Genomic DNA, 14,393 nt, shown 5'->3' with positions numbered 1-14,393 from the left:
GGTTCCTATGATGCCCGTACCGAGCCGCTGTTCATGACATGCTCGATCATCCGCAGGCCGCACGTGCACGGCTCGTCGTCGGGGCATTCGCACTCCTCCTCGGCGGGGAGCCAGCCGGTGACGGCCACATGGTCGCGCACGCGCCGGGCTTGCTCGTGCGCGACGCGCGGGTCCGGGAGCGCGAGCAGCCGGTCGAGGTCGGCGGCCAGGGCGGCGGGCAGGAGCCGGCGGGGCGCGGCGGCGGCCACCTCCTGCAGGACCCCCAGCCGTCCCGGCCGCTGGCCGGGCGTGGCGGCGCGGACCTGGCGGACGGCCTCGTGCACCATCGCCACCCGCTCGTGGTCGGCGACCGGCAGGCCGAGCACGCGCGCCACGGCGCCCGCCACCATGGCGGCGGCGGCCCGCTCGTTCGCGCCGATCGTGCGCCGGTCGTCCACCCGGTACGTCAGCACGCCCTCCTCCCCGTCGGGCCCGGTGGGCGGGTCCTGACGGGGCGGGCGGACGTCGACGGTGATCGGCGGCTGGCCGGGGAGCTCGATGTCGAGCAGGCCGGGGCCGTGCGTGCGGACCCGGGCGCCCATCAGGGCGGCGGCGCGCTCGGCGGCCTTGGCGGTGGCGATCTCGGGCAGGGTAGGCCGGCCGCGCAGGGCCGCGACGTGCTCGGGGGTGAGCTCACCGGCCCTGGCCAGCGCCGCCGTCCTGGCCGCCGCGCCGGGCTGCCCCGGCGCCAGCCCCGCCCGGCGGGCCTCGTCCCGCAGCGCGGCCGGCGTCACGGGAACGTCCCGCTCACCGGCACGGGCGGCGACCTCCGGCCCCGGCGCGGCCGCCCCTGGTGCGGCCGGCTCCGGGGCGGCCGGCTCCGACGCGGTCGGCCCGCCGTTCAGGGCCTCGGCGAGGGAGCGGCGGCGGCCGCGCCGGGGCGCCGTACCGTTCAGGGCCTCGGCGAGCGTGCGGCGGCCACGCGGGGACGACGCCTGCGTGAGGGCGTCGATCAGCCCGCGCACGCGGGCGAGCGCCGCCGCGTCCACCCCCACGCCCGCCGGCCCGTTCGGCCCCGCGGTCCTGGGGGCGGCCCCGGAGGGCGGGGTCGTGTGCCAGGGCGGGGCGGGAGGCGGGGTGAGGCCGCGGCGTTCGATGTCGGCGGCGATCGCGGCGATCATCGGCGCGAGCCGCTCCCGCGTCCGCGTGTCCCCGGCCTCGCGCCACTTCCCCGACAGGTGCGCGTGCTCGTCCAGCCGCGCCGTCAGGCAGTGGTCGGTCCCCTCGGCCTGCTCGGGCGCGAGCGACTCCCGCACCACGCCCTGCCGCCACCCGGACCGCCGCTCCTGCACGAGGTGCGAGAGCTCGTGCACCAGCATGGACGACACCAGTAGCGGCTCCACGCCCGGCGCGATCCGCAGCACGTGCGGATCGTCGGCGGTGCCGGCATGCAGCTCGGTACGGGCGGTGAGCCCCTCCCCCGGATCCTCCGCCAGCACCCGCACGTGCTCGTCGGAGGTGGCGTGGTGCTGGATGACGAGACGGTCGGCCCCGGACCAGCGGAGGTGGGCCACGGCGCCGCCGAGGTCGGCCGCGGTCACGTTCTGGCCGCGGATCTCGGCGATGCTCAGCGGCGCGACGCCGTCGGGCCGGCCCGTGGCGGTGTACGGGGTGCCGGGGATCTCCGGCGAGGTCACCGAGGGCGGGGTCGCCGAGGGCGGGGTCAGCCCCTGCGCGACGCTGCCGCCCGCGGTCCCGTTCGGCGCCGGTGCGGCGGGCGGGGCCGGCGACGCGGCCGGGGCCGGTGGAGGGGCGGGCCAGACCGGGTCGGCGGGCGCGGCGGGCGCCGCGCCGGCGTCCCGCAGCGCGGCCGTGACCTGCTGGGTGAAGGTGCCACGCTCGGTGGATCGTGTGAAGACCTCCCGCAGGTCCACGCCGGCGCGGTCGGCCGCCTCGAGGATCGCGGGCGACAGCGTGGAGAACGCCTCGGCGAAGCCGCCGTCGATGTCCTCGGCACGTCGCGTGCCGTCGCCGCTGCGCACGGTGCCGTCGGGGTGGGCCCGGTAGCGGTAGGTGGTGTTCCCCTCGGTCACCTCGACCAGGGCCACCTCCCCGCGCTCGCGGGCCGCCAGGCGGGCGTCCCCCAGGATCTGGATCAGCCCGGTGCGGCCCCTGCCGGGCCGGTGCCTGAAGGTCGCGGGCTCGTCCGGGGCCGGGGCCAGCCGCACCCCGGACTCCATCCGGGCGAGCAGCTCCTCGATCTCCTCACCGAAGAGGGTGACGACCGCCTCACCGCTGGTGGCGGCCGGCATGTGGACGGGGTCACCGACGCCGTAGGTGTTGCCGTCGCGCTTGCGGGCGACGTGCCGGAAGGTCAGGTCGTAGTCCACCCGCAGCCGGACGCTGTAGGCCTTGCCCCTCTCGAACATGGTGCGCTCCACGCGCGCGCCGTGGTGATCCCTGATGCTCTCCGACGCCTGCTCGCCCGCCCGGGCTCCCACGTCGAGCCCGAGCCCGCCGTTCGCGCCGTCCGAGAGGCTGCCGCTCAGGCCGACGGGCGCGGTGCGGCCCCGGGTGGCGGCCACGTTCTGGGCGTGGGCGTCCCTGTCCACCCCGCCCTTCTCGATCTCGAACGGGCCGGCCACGACGGTGAAGTCCGACAGCCGCGCCTTGACCCTGACATCGGCCCCCTGGTCATTGAACCGCTGCCTGACGACGGGCACCATGATGGCCCCGTCGGGGCCGGCCATCTGTTCGAGGCCGGTGATCAGCGCGGACTGCGACAGCCGCGTCACCAGCTCGGGCCTGCGCTCGGCGACGGTGTTGACGCCGAGCATCTTCGCCAGCCGGGCCGAGACGATGTCCAGCAGCGTGGGCTTGCCGGGGGTGTGCAGCAGCAGCTCGGGGAAGTGGCCGGGGTGCAGCTCGACCTGGCGCGGGTCGGTCACGGTGGCGACCGGACCCGGGTCCTCGCCCTCGGGCCGGGTCATGCCGGTCGGGATGCGGCGCAGGAGCGTGGCGTCGTACGTGCGGGAGATCGGGCGGCGGCGCCGCACCACGTCGGCCGCCTTCTTGATCGAGGCCGCCGCGCGGGGCGCGTGGGACAGACCCGGCGGCATCCGCCTGCGGGCGCTGGAGCGCTCGACCTCGATGATGATCTTCATGTTCTGACGCACCAGGTCGAGGCCGGTGAACAGGCCGAAGCGCTGCACCCGGGTGCGCTGCTGGTTGCTGGAGGAGGAATAGGAGCGGGAGCGGTCGGCCGAGAGCCCCTCAGCGGTGCCGTCGCCGTTCGCGGCGGCGGAGTAGTCGAGCCCGGCCGCGTACGACCCGTTGTACGCCTCCGTGTGCGTCACGTCGACGTAGCGGTAGCGCTGGATGATCAGGCCGCCGTTCTTGGTGCGGCGCACCAGCTTCGCGCGGCGGCCGTCGGCCCTCTGCACGGGCTCCATGCGCACCCGTACGGTGACCACCTCGGCCTGCTTCGCCTGCACGCCGGTGCGCACGTTGTAGCTCTTCTCGAACCCGTCCGGCGACCACATGTCCGAGACGTGGATCCTGCGGCGTTTCCCGCCGAAGTCGACCCTCAGCTCCTTGAGCAGGGTCGGAAAGTTCTGCTCGGCCCCCGGCACCGCGCGGTTCACGGCGTTCAGCACCGCGTCCAGGAGGGGGACGCGCGTGCCCTTTCTGTCGGTGATCGAGAATTCGTCCACCATGCCGAGCCCGACGGCGTTCTCGTACTGGGGCGCGAGCACGACCGCGGCGGCGTCGTCGATCATCCGGCGCGCCCTGCCCAGCATCCGGTCGAACCAGCGCGCCACCTTGCTCTGCTTGTCCGGCACGGTGGTCGTGCCGAGCCCCGTGACCTTGTCGAGGGCCTCCATCAGGGCGGCGGGCGTGTGCCGCGCGGCGAACGGCGGCGGGTTCTCGCCGCGGGCGCGCGACTCGGCCAGCGCCTTGACGTAGGTCTGGACGAGCGGCACGGCGAGGGTCCTGTCCAGCTTGAGGCTGCCGTTGCGGAAGCGTTCGACGGCGTCGGCGACCAGGTGCAGGGGCAGGTCGAGGCGGCCTTCGACGTACTTGGCCAGCGCCTCCTCGCCGTCGATCGCGCGCAGCGCGGTGCCGGTGGTCGTGGTCGTGCCGCCGGAGTCCGCCGAGACGCGCCCCTCCTCCAGCGGGTTGACGGAGGCGCGGCCCTCGGAGCCGGTGAGGGTGTAGGTCGCGTCCTCCAGGATCAGGAACGTCAGCCCGCTGGTCTTGGTCGCGATCGTCTCGTTGCCCAGGATGTCCAGGATGGAGGTGGAGACCGAGGTGCCGCCCGAGCGGGAGGGCAGCGAGAGCTTGCCGCCGTCGCTCGTCGTGCCGCCGTCGTCCAGGTCGGACATGCTGGTCGACATGCCGAAGGAGAGGCCGGAGGAGCCGCCCCAGGACACGCCGGCACTGCGCATCCCGAACAGGATGTCCGCGAGCACCTGGTTGGACACGGCCACGATCCGCGCCTGCCCGGGCTCGGCGCTGATCGACAAGGACGACCGGACGGGGGCCGGCCCGCCGGCGCGGACGCCGGCCTCGGTGCTGATCGTCCCGCCGAAGATCTCCGGATGCGCCGTCAGGTTGTAGGTGTCGACGAAGGCCGCCATGTGGTGGAAGGCGACCGAGTCGCCGCGCATCGCCTGGGGCACCACCCTGGCGGCGGCCTCCAGCATCGGGCCGGCGTCCATGGCCAGCAGCGTCGTGCGCGCGCGCACGTCGTCGGTGAGCCTGCCCAGCGGGGCGGGCCTGCTGCCGACCTTCGGGGGCAGCAGGTTGGCGTCGAAGGCCAGCCTGGCGCTGCCGTCCCGGGAGTCCAGCAGCGTCGTCTCGCCGTCGTGCAGCAGCTCCACCTTGAGGGTGTGCTTGACGTCGAAGAGCGCGACCTGGTCGCCGCTCTCGGAGAGCGTCACCACGTTGACGGTGCTGCCGGTGCTGGAGCCCGCCGTGCGCACGCGGTTGCCGCCGGCGTTGACGCCGACCTCGTGCGAGAGGCCGTCCTGCCCCTCGTCGGGGCCGTCGCTCTCGTTGCCGGACGGCCCGCCGGAGTAGGTCCTGGAGCGGCTGATGCCGCGCGCCGAGGTGTCTGAGCCGATGTGCAGCTTGACCACGGACTTCGTCTCGGTCACGCCGGCGTAGCCGCCCCGGTCGCTGAAGTCCTGTTGCAGCGACAGGCGGAGGGTGTAGTGCCGGGTGGCGCCGTTGACGCGGTGGACCGGCAGGCTGACGTGGATGCCCTTGTCCTGCGCCAGCTGGTCGTAGGCGGTGCGCAGCCGCCGCTCGGAGAGCTGGGCGACGACCTCCGGGAGGTTCAGCATCTGGCTGGCGCGGGTCAGCGGGTCGGAGGAGTACCGCGGGACTCCCCCGACGACCTCCGGCACGACGCCCAGCTTCCCGAGCCGGTCCAGTACCTTCTTCGCCATCCCGTCGAGCCCGGTGATCGCCTCCACCAGGCCCTGTCCCACGCCGCGGATCTGGCCGGGGCCGTCGCCGAGCCAGTCCGGCAGCTCGGTCCTGCGCCCCCTGATGGGCACGACGCGGGGGTCGCCGCGCAGCACCTCGATGCCGTCGGGGCCGATCAGCGGCCGGCCGTCGGGGCCGCGGACCAGCGCCGCGTCGTCGACCGGCAGCCCGAACCGGTAGGCGGCCTTCTCCTGCATGCGCAACAGGACCGTGCCCGTGCGCGTCGGCAGCGTGACGGGCCGCTGGCCGGCCCGCTCCACGGTGTAGGTGCGCCGCACCTGCACCTCGAATCCCAGCGAGTCCTCCATCGACCGGTGCACGTCTACCTCGATGGCCTGGGTGTTGGCCGTGGACGAGTACGACTGCGAGGCCGCCCGGGCGCCCTTGGCCCTGCCCGCCAGCTTCGGCTCGTAGTCGCCCAGGCTCTGGAAGACGTCCACCTGGTCCAGACCGGGGTGGTTGAACCCGGCCGAGAGGTTCCCCTCCAGGGAGCCGCCGTTGGACGCCTCCCCCGGTGAGGCGGCGAAGTCGACGAGCACCTCCTCCCCCCAGTCGGCGGGGCTCCGGCCGCCCACGGGCCTGGCCGTCGCCAGCACGATCTCGGTCTTCACCCGGATCCTCGTCTGCGGCTCGCCCGCCACGGCGAACACCTGGTCGATGCCGTTGACGGCCTCCCGCAGCCGGGCCGGCAGCTCCTGGGTGACGAACGTGCGCAGGTCGGCATGGGCGTTCGTGCCGACCCGGGCGAAGTCGCCGCCGAGCTTGGCCATGAGCGCGTCGAGGTCGCCCTCCAGCCCGGACATGCCGTAGACGACGTTGTTGGGCATCGCCGGGTCGCGCTTGGCGTCGTCGATCCAGGCCAGCCTGCGCGGCGGCTGGTCGGCGTAGGCGGGCGAGACCCACACCCGCTGGCCGGCGTTGTCGCCGGGCTCGCCCGAGTCCACCGTGACGGGCCTGCTCCAGGCATTGTCGCGCGCGCCGCGGAACTGGACCGTGTACGCGGCCGCGCCGTCGAACAGCAGCCCGTCGCCACGGTTGGTGAAGACCGCGCCGCCCTGTGCGTACCTGCCGGCGCCGCCCGAGGTCGACCAGTTGCGCCCGCCGCTCACGCCGACGCCGACGCCGAGCAGCTCCAGCGCGGCCCTGGCCGGCCCGCCCTCCTCCAGGAGCGGGGCGAGCGCCTTGGTGTCGAACCCCAGCGACAGGCCGCCGCTGCCCGAGTCGGTGGCGGTGACCGTCCTGCCGGCCTGGAAGAAGACGCCCACCATCATCTCGGACGCCTTCACCGCCGGGTCGAGCACCTCGACCAGGTCGCCGAGCGTGAGCTTGATGCGCAGCTCGCCCGCCGACCTGCCCTGGCCGGCGCGGAGCACGGCGCCGTCGTCGGAGACGAGCTTGTGCCAGTCGCCGCGCAGGGCGCGCTCCAGCTCGTCAGGGGTGAAGCGCCTGTGGACGCCGTTGCTCTCCAGGATGGCGTTGACCTTGCCGGTGAGCGCGCCGAGGTGGGCGAGCCTGCCGGTGGGCATCGACGCGGACAGGACGATCTCCTGGGGCAGGGCCGCGCGCAGCGCCTCCAGGTAGCGCTTGTGCGCCTCCTTGGCCTCGGCCCGGAGCGAGGTGGCGATGGCGGACATGCTCACCTCGCCCGCCCTCGGGTACCTGCCGGCCTGGTTCAGCGCCGTCAGCAGCCGCTCGTAGGCCTTCCGCGCCTCGGTGACCTCGCGCAGGGCGGCGGCGTACGACTGGGCGATGCGGGTGTGGCGCTCCTGGGCGGCCCGGTGGCCGCGGGCCTCCCGCCGTGCCGCGCGGGCCCGCCCGAACCTGCCGTCGTCGCGGTCCTTGCGGGCCTGCCGGGCGGTGTGGCGCGCCTCGGCGGCCTGCGTGCCGGCTTTCTCCGCGCTCGTGGTGTACGCGTCCACCTGCCGTTCGAGCGTCTCCTCCGCCGTGCGGAGCGCCGCGATGACCGAGCGTACGGCCTCGCCGTCGGCGTGCTCGTCCGGCGCCGGGGGCGCGTGGGTGGGCCGTTCGCCCTGCGCTTCCCATGGCGCGGGCGGCGGGGTGTGGCCGTGCTCGCGCAGCTCGCGCCGCACGCCGTCGATGTCCACGGCGAGCCGGCGCACCTCGGGCATCGTGGCCGCCGACCGCCACTCCCCGGTCAGGAACGCCAGCTCGTTGAGCCGGGCGGGTACGCATGCGTTCCGGGTGCGGCCGCTCTCGTTCGTGGCCGGCATCGGCCGCGGGCGGACCCTGGTGAGCTGCTCCTGCCTGTTGTCCGCCAGGAGGTGCAGGATGTCGGTGGTCTCGTGCAGCCACACCCTGACGAGCTGGTCGCCGGCCGTCCGGGGCGCGAACCGCACCAGGTGCGGGTCGTCCGCGTCGACGCCGGACCTGAGCTCGGTACGCGCCATCAGCCCCGGGTCGAGGTCGCCCACCTGGGGGCGGAAGTAGTGGGTGCCCAGCGTCCGCGAGCGCACCCGCAGCAGCCCCCGGTCCGCGAGCCAGGTCACCTCCTCCACGTCCTCGCCGAGGTAGAGGTCCGTCCGGAGCCGGGACGCGGCGGCGCCGGTCTCGTCCACGGTGAGATCGGGGCCCTGGCGGCCGTCGGGGACGAACCCGGTGCCGGGCAGCGCCCGGGCGGTGACGGTGCCGGGCCTGCTGGTGGGCCCCTGGCCGGCGTCCGCGCGGGCTCCCGTGGCGGCGTACGCGCGCGGGCCGGCCGCCGTGCGGGCGCTGCCGGGGGCGGGCGGGCCGGCGGTCGCCCGGGGTCCGGTGCCGGGGGCGGGCCGGCCGGCGGTGGCGCGGGGCGGGGTGGCGGGCGCGGGGGCCGACAGGGTGTCCTCGGCCTGGGCCACCATGAGCATGGCGGCGGCCTCCACCTCCAGCTCCGCCTGGGTGGCGACCTGCGTGGCCCGGTCGTTCAGCGCGGCGCGGACGCGGGCCATCGTCGTGGCGGGGATGACGCGGTTGCCGGCGGCGGTCGGGACGATGACATCGCCCGTGGGGGTGAGCACCGCGTCGGGGAAGTTCGCCCCGAGCGCGTCCACCAGCGCCGACCGCGCCCTGAGCGCCGCCGGAGCCGCCGTCGAGGTGAGCGCCGAGACGGGCACGGCGTCCCCGGTCTCGTCCGTCCGGCCGTCGCCGCCGCGCACCCGGCCGTCGCCTTCGTGCGCCCGCCCGCCGCCGGTCGGCGTCCCGGTGTCGCCCTGCTGGGCCGCGCGGGCGTCGCCGTCACGCGCCTGGTCGCCCGCCGGCCGGGCCTGGGCGTCGCCGTCGCTCGTCCGGTCCCCGCCCGTCGGGGTGCGGGCATCGTCCTGCCGGGTCGCGTCTGCCGTAGCCGGGGCGGGCTCGGGCGTGGCGGCTTCCGCGGGGTTCGCCGCCGGGGCGGACGAGGTGCTGCCGGAGCCGTCCGACGCGGCCCCCGGCTGATCGGGCGCGGGAACGGGCTGATCGGGCGCGGGGGCGGTTTGCCGGGAGGCGTGGCCGGGCTGTGCCGGGCCGTCCGCCCGGGACGGCGGCCCGGTGGCGGCGGACGTCTCGGGACGCGGCGGTGCGGCCTCCTCCCGGCCGTCGTCGTCCTCGTCGGGGGCCGGGGCGACGGGGGCCTGGTCCGGCTGGTCCGGGGAGGCGGAGGCACGCCGCTGCGAGGACGCGTCGAGGTCGGGCAGCCCGGGCCGGGCGCCCTGGCCGGCCGGCTGGCCCGAGGCGGGGGCGTGCGAGGCGGCCGGGACGGCGGGGGCGCGCGAGCCGAGGGCGGTGGCCCCGGTGGAGGCGGGCGGGGTGGTGGCGACCGGAGCGGCGGGCTGGTCGGGGCCGCGGCCCGCGCCGGCCGCGCCGGACTGGCCGCCGTCGGGCCCCGGGGAGCCGCCGTTCGCGCCGGAGGCGGTTCCCGGGCCGCCCGCGCGGGCCGCGTCCGCCATGGCGGCCCGGTCGTGCGCCGAGGCGAGCGTGCTCACCGGATGGGTCAGCGCCGTGGCGACGTCGACGCTGAGGGGGCTGATGCTCCCCGTACGGCCCACGCCTCCGAGGAACCCGCCCAGCAGCGCGTCCGCCGTGAGCGGGTTCTGCCACTGCCCGTACACCACGGCGTTGGCCAGGACGCTGCCGAAGGGCGAGGCGATCGTGTTGGTCAGGCCCGTCGTCAGGGCGCGGCCGGCGAAGCCGGGGACGTGCCGGGTGACGCGCGAGACCGGGCCGGCCAGCTTGGTCCCGACGACCGTGCCGCCGGCCGCGCCGACGACGTCCGCCGCGGACTTCTGCCAGTCGTACTCCTTCCTGGTGCCCATGTCCATCTGCTGCTTCTGGGCCACCGCGCCGATGACGAACTCTTCGCCGATCTCCTCGGGCAGCTCCCTGCCGATCGGCGAGGCCAGCAGCCGGGTGATGGCGCCGCGCCCGGTGGCGCCGCTGAGCACGCTGACCCTGGCCAGCCTGGTGGTGCCGAGCTCGCGGCCGGCCGCGGCCGTCAGGCGGGTGAGGATGCGGCTGATGGCGGCGCGGGCGGCGTTCGCGTACGGGCCGACGAGAGCGGTGGAGGTCCCGGCGCTGAAGAAGGCGACGATGATGGCGATGGCGATGGCGATGACCGTGATCCAGAACGCCACGTTGATGGCGAGCTTGGAGTGCTGGGTGTCGATGGCGAAGTTGTCGGCCTGCACCGCGAACGCCTGGGCGTTGCCCGTCACGCCGGCCAGCCCGCCCTCGTGGCCGAACAGCTCGCGCGCCCTGACGACGAAGTTCTCGGTCGGGGGCGCGACCCAGCCGGTCACGACGGTGCGGGCGGCCATTCCCGCCGCCTCGGCCGGGGAGATCGTCCCGTCGGCCAGCGCCACGTACGCCTGGGCCAGCAGCGACAGTCCGGCCTCGCTGGCCTCCGGCCACTTCTGGCCCCCGGACAGCATGGGGAGCAGCCAGTAGGCCACCCAGTCGGGCAGGTTCTCCGTCTCCCAGACGGGGCGCTCGTCGGTGTCGATGCGCGCCACGTCGAGGCGGGCGGGCATGCCGCCGGCGCCCTGGACGGTGCTCCCGCCCGTGTCGATCGTCATGTGCCGGGTCTCAGACTTCGCGCATCAGGCCGGCGGTGAGATCGTGGCTGATGTCGGCGTCCGTCTGGCGGGTGTTGTCGATCGCCTTGCGCACGCGCTCACCGGCGTCGGTGACTCCTTTGGCGAGCTCGGCGCACTGGCTGAGCATCTCCAAGGGCCCGCCGTCGCGCAGGTGGGCCTGCCGGAAGGCGACGCCCTCGGCTCCCCCGCCCCACGGGGCCTTCATCAGGCACTCCTCGACCCGGGCCACCAGCTCCGGCAGCGTGCGCTCCAGCTCCTCGGCCATGCCGGACCAGCCGGACAGGCCCCGGTCCACGACGGACTTGGAGATGTAGTTGCCGTTCCATGGCTCGTTCACCTGGCGCCTCCCGCCGGGTCGGAGAGGCGGGCCAGGACGGTCTCCAGGTCACCGTCGAGGTGCGCCCTGAACTGCTCGGGAGGGATCACGGGGGCGAAGATCTCGGTGACGCGCTCCTGCGCCGCGGCGGCGGCGCGGCGCGTGGTCTCCGCGATCGTGTCGGCCAGCTTGCGGGCGTCGGGTCGCCGGTAGATGCGCGGGTCGAGATCGAGCCGTACGAGGTCGCCGCGCGCCCCGACGGTCACCGACACCAGGCCGTCGGGCGAGGTCTCGGTGACCTGGACCGCCTTCGCCCGGGCGTGCAGCTCCAGCCCTTCGTCCTGCAACCGGTTGAACATGGTGCGCAGCTCTTCCGCGTACGCCCGCATCCCCGCCACGTCTGGCCGCTCCGGTGACCCCATATCCCCCTCACGACATTCGCGTCCTGTTACGGCACATATGCCTGAAGGGTAAGTTTCCGTCACATGAATACCAAGAAACAAGTGTTCGACGGAAAATGCTGCATTTCCGCTACATAAGGGACACCGCCTCCTCGCGCAGCTCGCCGGCCTCCGCCTGGGGCACCCAGCACCGGTAGACGCCTCGCTCGACCCGCTCCAGCCCCAGCTCGCGCGCCCGCGGCGCCGATCCCCCGAGGTATTCGAGCAGCAGCAGCCCGTCCCGCTCGCCGTGCACCTGGAACGGCTCGCCGCGCCAGTGGCACTCGACGGTCACGAAGTGCAGCGACTCGCACTCCGACACCGGCACGGTGCGCACGTGGCAGCCGGGCTCGACCTCCTCGAAGCCGTCCACCGGCTCGGCGCTGCGCAGGCGCACCCACAGCTCCAGGGCGTGCGGCTCGGGGCTGGCCGGGTAGTCGGCGCCCCGCCAGCGGGCCCGGTAACCGTGCCAGGCCGTCATGACCGCCTCCCGATCAGCAGCCAGCGCCGCAGGTCGCCGTGGTAGAGGGCCCTGCGGTGCTCGGTTCCCGCGATGGTCAGCTCCCAGATCTCGGCGCCGTGGGGCAGGCCCACGCCGTACACCTTGTACTCCCGGATGACGTTGTCGACGGAGGGCACCAGCCCCATCCCGACGAACGGCGGCTCCTCCACCACCCAGCCCGCCACGGCCCGCCGGCCCGCCTCGTCGGTGCCGCCGTACGGGGTGCGGTAGAGGCCGGGGCCGACGGGGCGCCAGCGCAGGATGTTCAGCGAGCCGCTCTCGGTCAGCAGGTCGGGGCGGCCCAGCGCGGCGGCCAGGACCGCGGGCGTGGCGATGTGCGAGACGTCCAGCGCGTGGTGGCAGTAGCCCGACACCCGGGGATCCCGGTCCACCAGCAGGTCGTCGAGGTCGGCGGGAGAGAGCAGCTTCTGGACCACGGGCACGCCCGACTCGGGCGCGAGCTGGAGGTCCTGCGCCAGCGTGGGCACCGCCAGCCGGGCCACCGTCCCCGGCTCCAGCGGGAACGACACCCGCAGCCCCGCGTTGACCGCCAGCCCCCAGGTCAGGTCGGGCCACCCGGCGGCCAGCTCCACCATCGACACGACCCGGCAGTGCGTGGCGGCGCCGCCGGTGGCCAGGCGCATCGCCTCGACCGACGTGTAGGCCGGCAGCCAGGTCCGCTCGGCGTCGGCGACGGTCGCCCAGGCGGCCCGGCCCGACTGCGCCGCCTCGGCGGTGATCGGCAGCGCCAGGTCGGCCTCGCGCAGCAGGCCCAGGCACAGCGCCAGGTTCCCGTCCCGGTGCGCGGCCCACAACCGCTCCTCGAACGGCGTGGCCGGTGGTTGATCATCGGCGGTCATCCGCCCATTGTGCCGCCCTCCCCGCCGGAGCCACGCGAGACCCTCCCCCATCCGCACCGCCCCCGAGGCCCTCCCCCGCGGGCAAGGCCCAAGACCTCCGCCGCCCCGGCCCGGTGGCGGATCACCCGCACGCGCCCCTTCGCGGCGCGGTTCGCCGTCAGCCCTGCGTGCCGTCCGGCCTTCCCCCGGGTGGGGGCGCGACCACCGGAGGGTCGCCCCAAGGCGTTTCGAGCGCCGCGCGCAGGGCCGTGGCGGCCGGCTCGCCCAGGCGCCGGGCCAGGGTCTCCTCCATCACGGCGATGCACCGCTGGGCCAGCTCGTGCGCCCGCCACCCCTCCGCGGTGGGGCGGATCAGCCGGGCCCGCGCGGAGGACGGGTCGGGCGCCTGCTCCATGAGGCCGGCGTCGATGAGGCCGTGCACGGCCTGGTGGGCGCTCTGCCGGGTGACGCCCATGCGGCGGGCCAGCTCGGACACCGTGGTGCCCGTGTCGTCCAGGGTGGCGAACACCCAGGCCTGCGCGATGGTCAGCGGGCGCTCGCCCGCGGCCTCCATGCTCGCCAGGAGCCCTTCGTCGAACCAGCGCTTGGCCTCGGCCAGCCGCTGGGGCAGGTTACGGGTCGTCGGGGTCATCTCTTCGGAAAATCCAGTCGTCGGCGGTACGGCGGTCTTGCCAAATCCTCCCACCCCTCTTAATGTCAGGTAGCCTGACAATAGCTCATGAACAGGAGTTCTCCCCATGACCATGGAATTCGCCACCCCCTACCGCACCCGCTCCGCCCTACCGCCCGAACCCGGCCGGCCCTACTTCGTGGAGAAGGGCTTGGGCGACCGCGCCCACCTGTTCGGCGACCTGATCACCGTCTACGCCGGCGGCGAGCAGACCGAGAACACCTTCAACTTCTTCACCTGCGAGGGTCCCAAGGGCCAGATCATCCCCGCCCACCTGCACCCCGGCACCCACGAGGTCTTCTTCGTCACCCAGGGCGCGGTGCGGCTGTTCGTCGAGGACCCCGAAGGGGAGCAGCAGGAGAAGCTGCTGACCTCAGGCGACTTCGGCTTCGTGCCCAGGAACTGCCCGCACGCCTACCGCATCGAACGCCACCACAGCCAGATCGTCGGCGTGGCGGCCGGGCCCGGCGGCACGTTCGAGCGCTTCTTCGAGAGCCTCGGCACCCCGACCGACGATCTCACCCTGCCCGCCGAGCCGTACGTGCCCGCGCCCGAGAAGTTCGCCACCGTGCCGCAGCGCTACGACGTGCGTTTCCTGCCCGGCCACGAGTGGCGGGCGGGAGCCTGACCATGCCCTACGTCAAGGCGTTGCTCGCCGGCATCCTGGTCGGGGTCCTGTACGCGGCGCTGCGCGTGAAGTCGCCGGCCCCGCCACCGGTCGCCCTGGTCGGCCTGCTCGGCATGCTGCTCGGCCAGTCCTTCCTGGCGGCCCTGTGAGGGCGCGGACGGCCCGCCGCACCGCCGTCGCCTTCGCGGCCGGCCTGCTGATGGGGGCGGTCTACTGGGCGCTCGGCGTCACCTCCCCCGCCCCGCCCCTCGTCGGGCTGACCGGGCTGGCCGGGATCCTCATCGGCGAACGCGCCGTGGCCGCCGCCCGCGCCCGCCGGACGACCACCTCCGGAGAGGAAGCACGATGACACCCCCTGTGTCAACCTCACGCTGGAACATGCTCGGTCGTTTGCTTGGTAAGGGCGGCTGCAGCGCCGTGTTGATGGGGGTTGTAGGGCCTG

General features: G+C 74.9%; 9 protein-coding genes. 3 read left to right on the top strand and 6 right to left on the bottom strand.

Annotated elements, in window-relative coordinates:
* Window positions 1–5: 5 nt before the first annotated feature.
* The 6 genes from IO39_RS39480 to IO39_RS39455 all read right to left on the bottom strand — a co-directional run bounded on the left by IO39_RS39480 (window position 6) and on the right by IO39_RS39455 (window position 13,284).
* A complete protein-coding gene (locus tag IO39_RS39480) occupies window positions 6–10,514 on the bottom strand; it encodes a WXG100-like domain-containing protein (protein WP_043635283.1) in 10,509 nt (3,502 codons plus the stop codon).
* Between the two features lie 10 nt (window positions 10,515–10,524).
* A complete protein-coding gene (locus IO39_RS39475) occupies window positions 10,525–10,872 on the bottom strand; it encodes a hypothetical protein (protein ID WP_043635280.1) in 348 nt (115 codons plus the stop codon).
* Complete coding sequence (locus IO39_RS39470; RefSeq protein ID WP_245642542.1) at window positions 10,869–11,240, bottom strand: YbaB/EbfC family nucleoid-associated protein; 372 nt, start codon at window positions 11,238–11,240, stop codon at window positions 10,869–10,871. Before IO39_RS39470 ends, IO39_RS39475 begins: the two co-directional genes overlap by 4 nt.
* A gap of 142 nt (window positions 11,241–11,382) precedes the next feature.
* A complete protein-coding gene (locus IO39_RS39465; RefSeq protein ID WP_043635275.1) occupies window positions 11,383–11,772 on the bottom strand; it encodes a UCP033725 family protein in 390 nt (129 codons plus the stop codon).
* Entirely contained in the window at window positions 11,769–12,653 is an 885-nt protein-coding gene (locus tag IO39_RS39460) for an SseB family protein (RefSeq protein WP_043635272.1), read from the bottom strand. Before IO39_RS39460 ends, IO39_RS39465 begins: the two co-directional genes overlap by 4 nt.
* A gap of 157 nt (window positions 12,654–12,810) precedes the next feature.
* Window positions 12,811–13,284, bottom strand: a complete 474-nt coding sequence (locus IO39_RS39455; protein ID WP_043635269.1) for a MarR family winged helix-turn-helix transcriptional regulator — start codon at window positions 13,282–13,284, stop codon at window positions 12,811–12,813.
* A gap of 106 nt (window positions 13,285–13,390) precedes the next feature.
* On the opposite strand from IO39_RS39455, the gene IO39_RS39450 reads away from it, so the two are divergent.
* The 3 genes from IO39_RS39450 to IO39_RS39445 are packed head-to-tail and all read left to right on the top strand — an operon-like array spanning window position 13,391 to window position 14,300.
* A complete protein-coding gene (locus IO39_RS39450) occupies window positions 13,391–13,951 on the top strand; it encodes a quercetin 2,3-dioxygenase (protein WP_043635266.1) in 561 nt (186 codons plus the stop codon).
* Between the two features lie 2 nt (window positions 13,952–13,953).
* Window positions 13,954–14,100 (top strand): DUF1427 family protein, encoded by a 147-nt coding sequence (locus IO39_RS53495; protein ID WP_084774288.1) that lies wholly within the window; start codon window positions 13,954–13,956, stop codon window positions 14,098–14,100.
* Window positions 14,097–14,300 (top strand): DUF1427 family protein, encoded by a 204-nt coding sequence (locus IO39_RS39445; RefSeq protein ID WP_052423955.1) that lies wholly within the window; start codon window positions 14,097–14,099, stop codon window positions 14,298–14,300. The genes IO39_RS53495 and IO39_RS39445 overlap by 4 nt, the downstream gene beginning before the upstream one ends.
* Window positions 14,301–14,393 lie beyond the last annotated feature (93 nt).

The sequence above is a fragment of the Nonomuraea candida genome (assembly GCF_000725485.1).
Taxonomy (GTDB): Bacteria; Actinomycetota; Actinomycetes; order Streptosporangiales; family Streptosporangiaceae; genus Nonomuraea; species Nonomuraea candida.
Note: the sequence above shows the minus strand (reverse complement) of the source record. Positions and strands in the feature narration are given on the sequence as shown.

Bases quoted from the DNA above. Each gene is read 5' to 3' on its own strand.
- IO39_RS39480 (WP_043635283.1), bottom strand. From the start codon at position 10,514: ATGACGATCGACACGGGCGGGAGCACCGTCCAGGGCGCCGGCGGCATG.
- IO39_RS39470 (WP_245642542.1), bottom strand. From the start codon at position 11,240: ATGCGGGCGTACGCGGAAGAGCTGCGCACCATGTTCAACCGGTTGCAG.
- IO39_RS39465 (WP_043635275.1), bottom strand. From the start codon at position 11,772: ATGACGGCCTGGCACGGTTACCGGGCCCGCTGGCGGGGCGCCGACTAC.
- IO39_RS39460 (WP_043635272.1), bottom strand. From the start codon at position 12,653: ATGACCGCCGATGATCAACCACCGGCCACGCCGTTCGAGGAGCGGTTG.
- IO39_RS39455 (WP_043635269.1), bottom strand. From the start codon at position 13,284: ATGACCCCGACGACCCGTAACCTGCCCCAGCGGCTGGCCGAGGCCAAG.
- IO39_RS39450 (WP_043635266.1), top strand. From the start codon at position 13,391: ATGACCATGGAATTCGCCACCCCCTACCGCACCCGCTCCGCCCTACCG.
- IO39_RS53495 (WP_084774288.1), top strand. From the start codon at position 13,954: ATGCCCTACGTCAAGGCGTTGCTCGCCGGCATCCTGGTCGGGGTCCTG.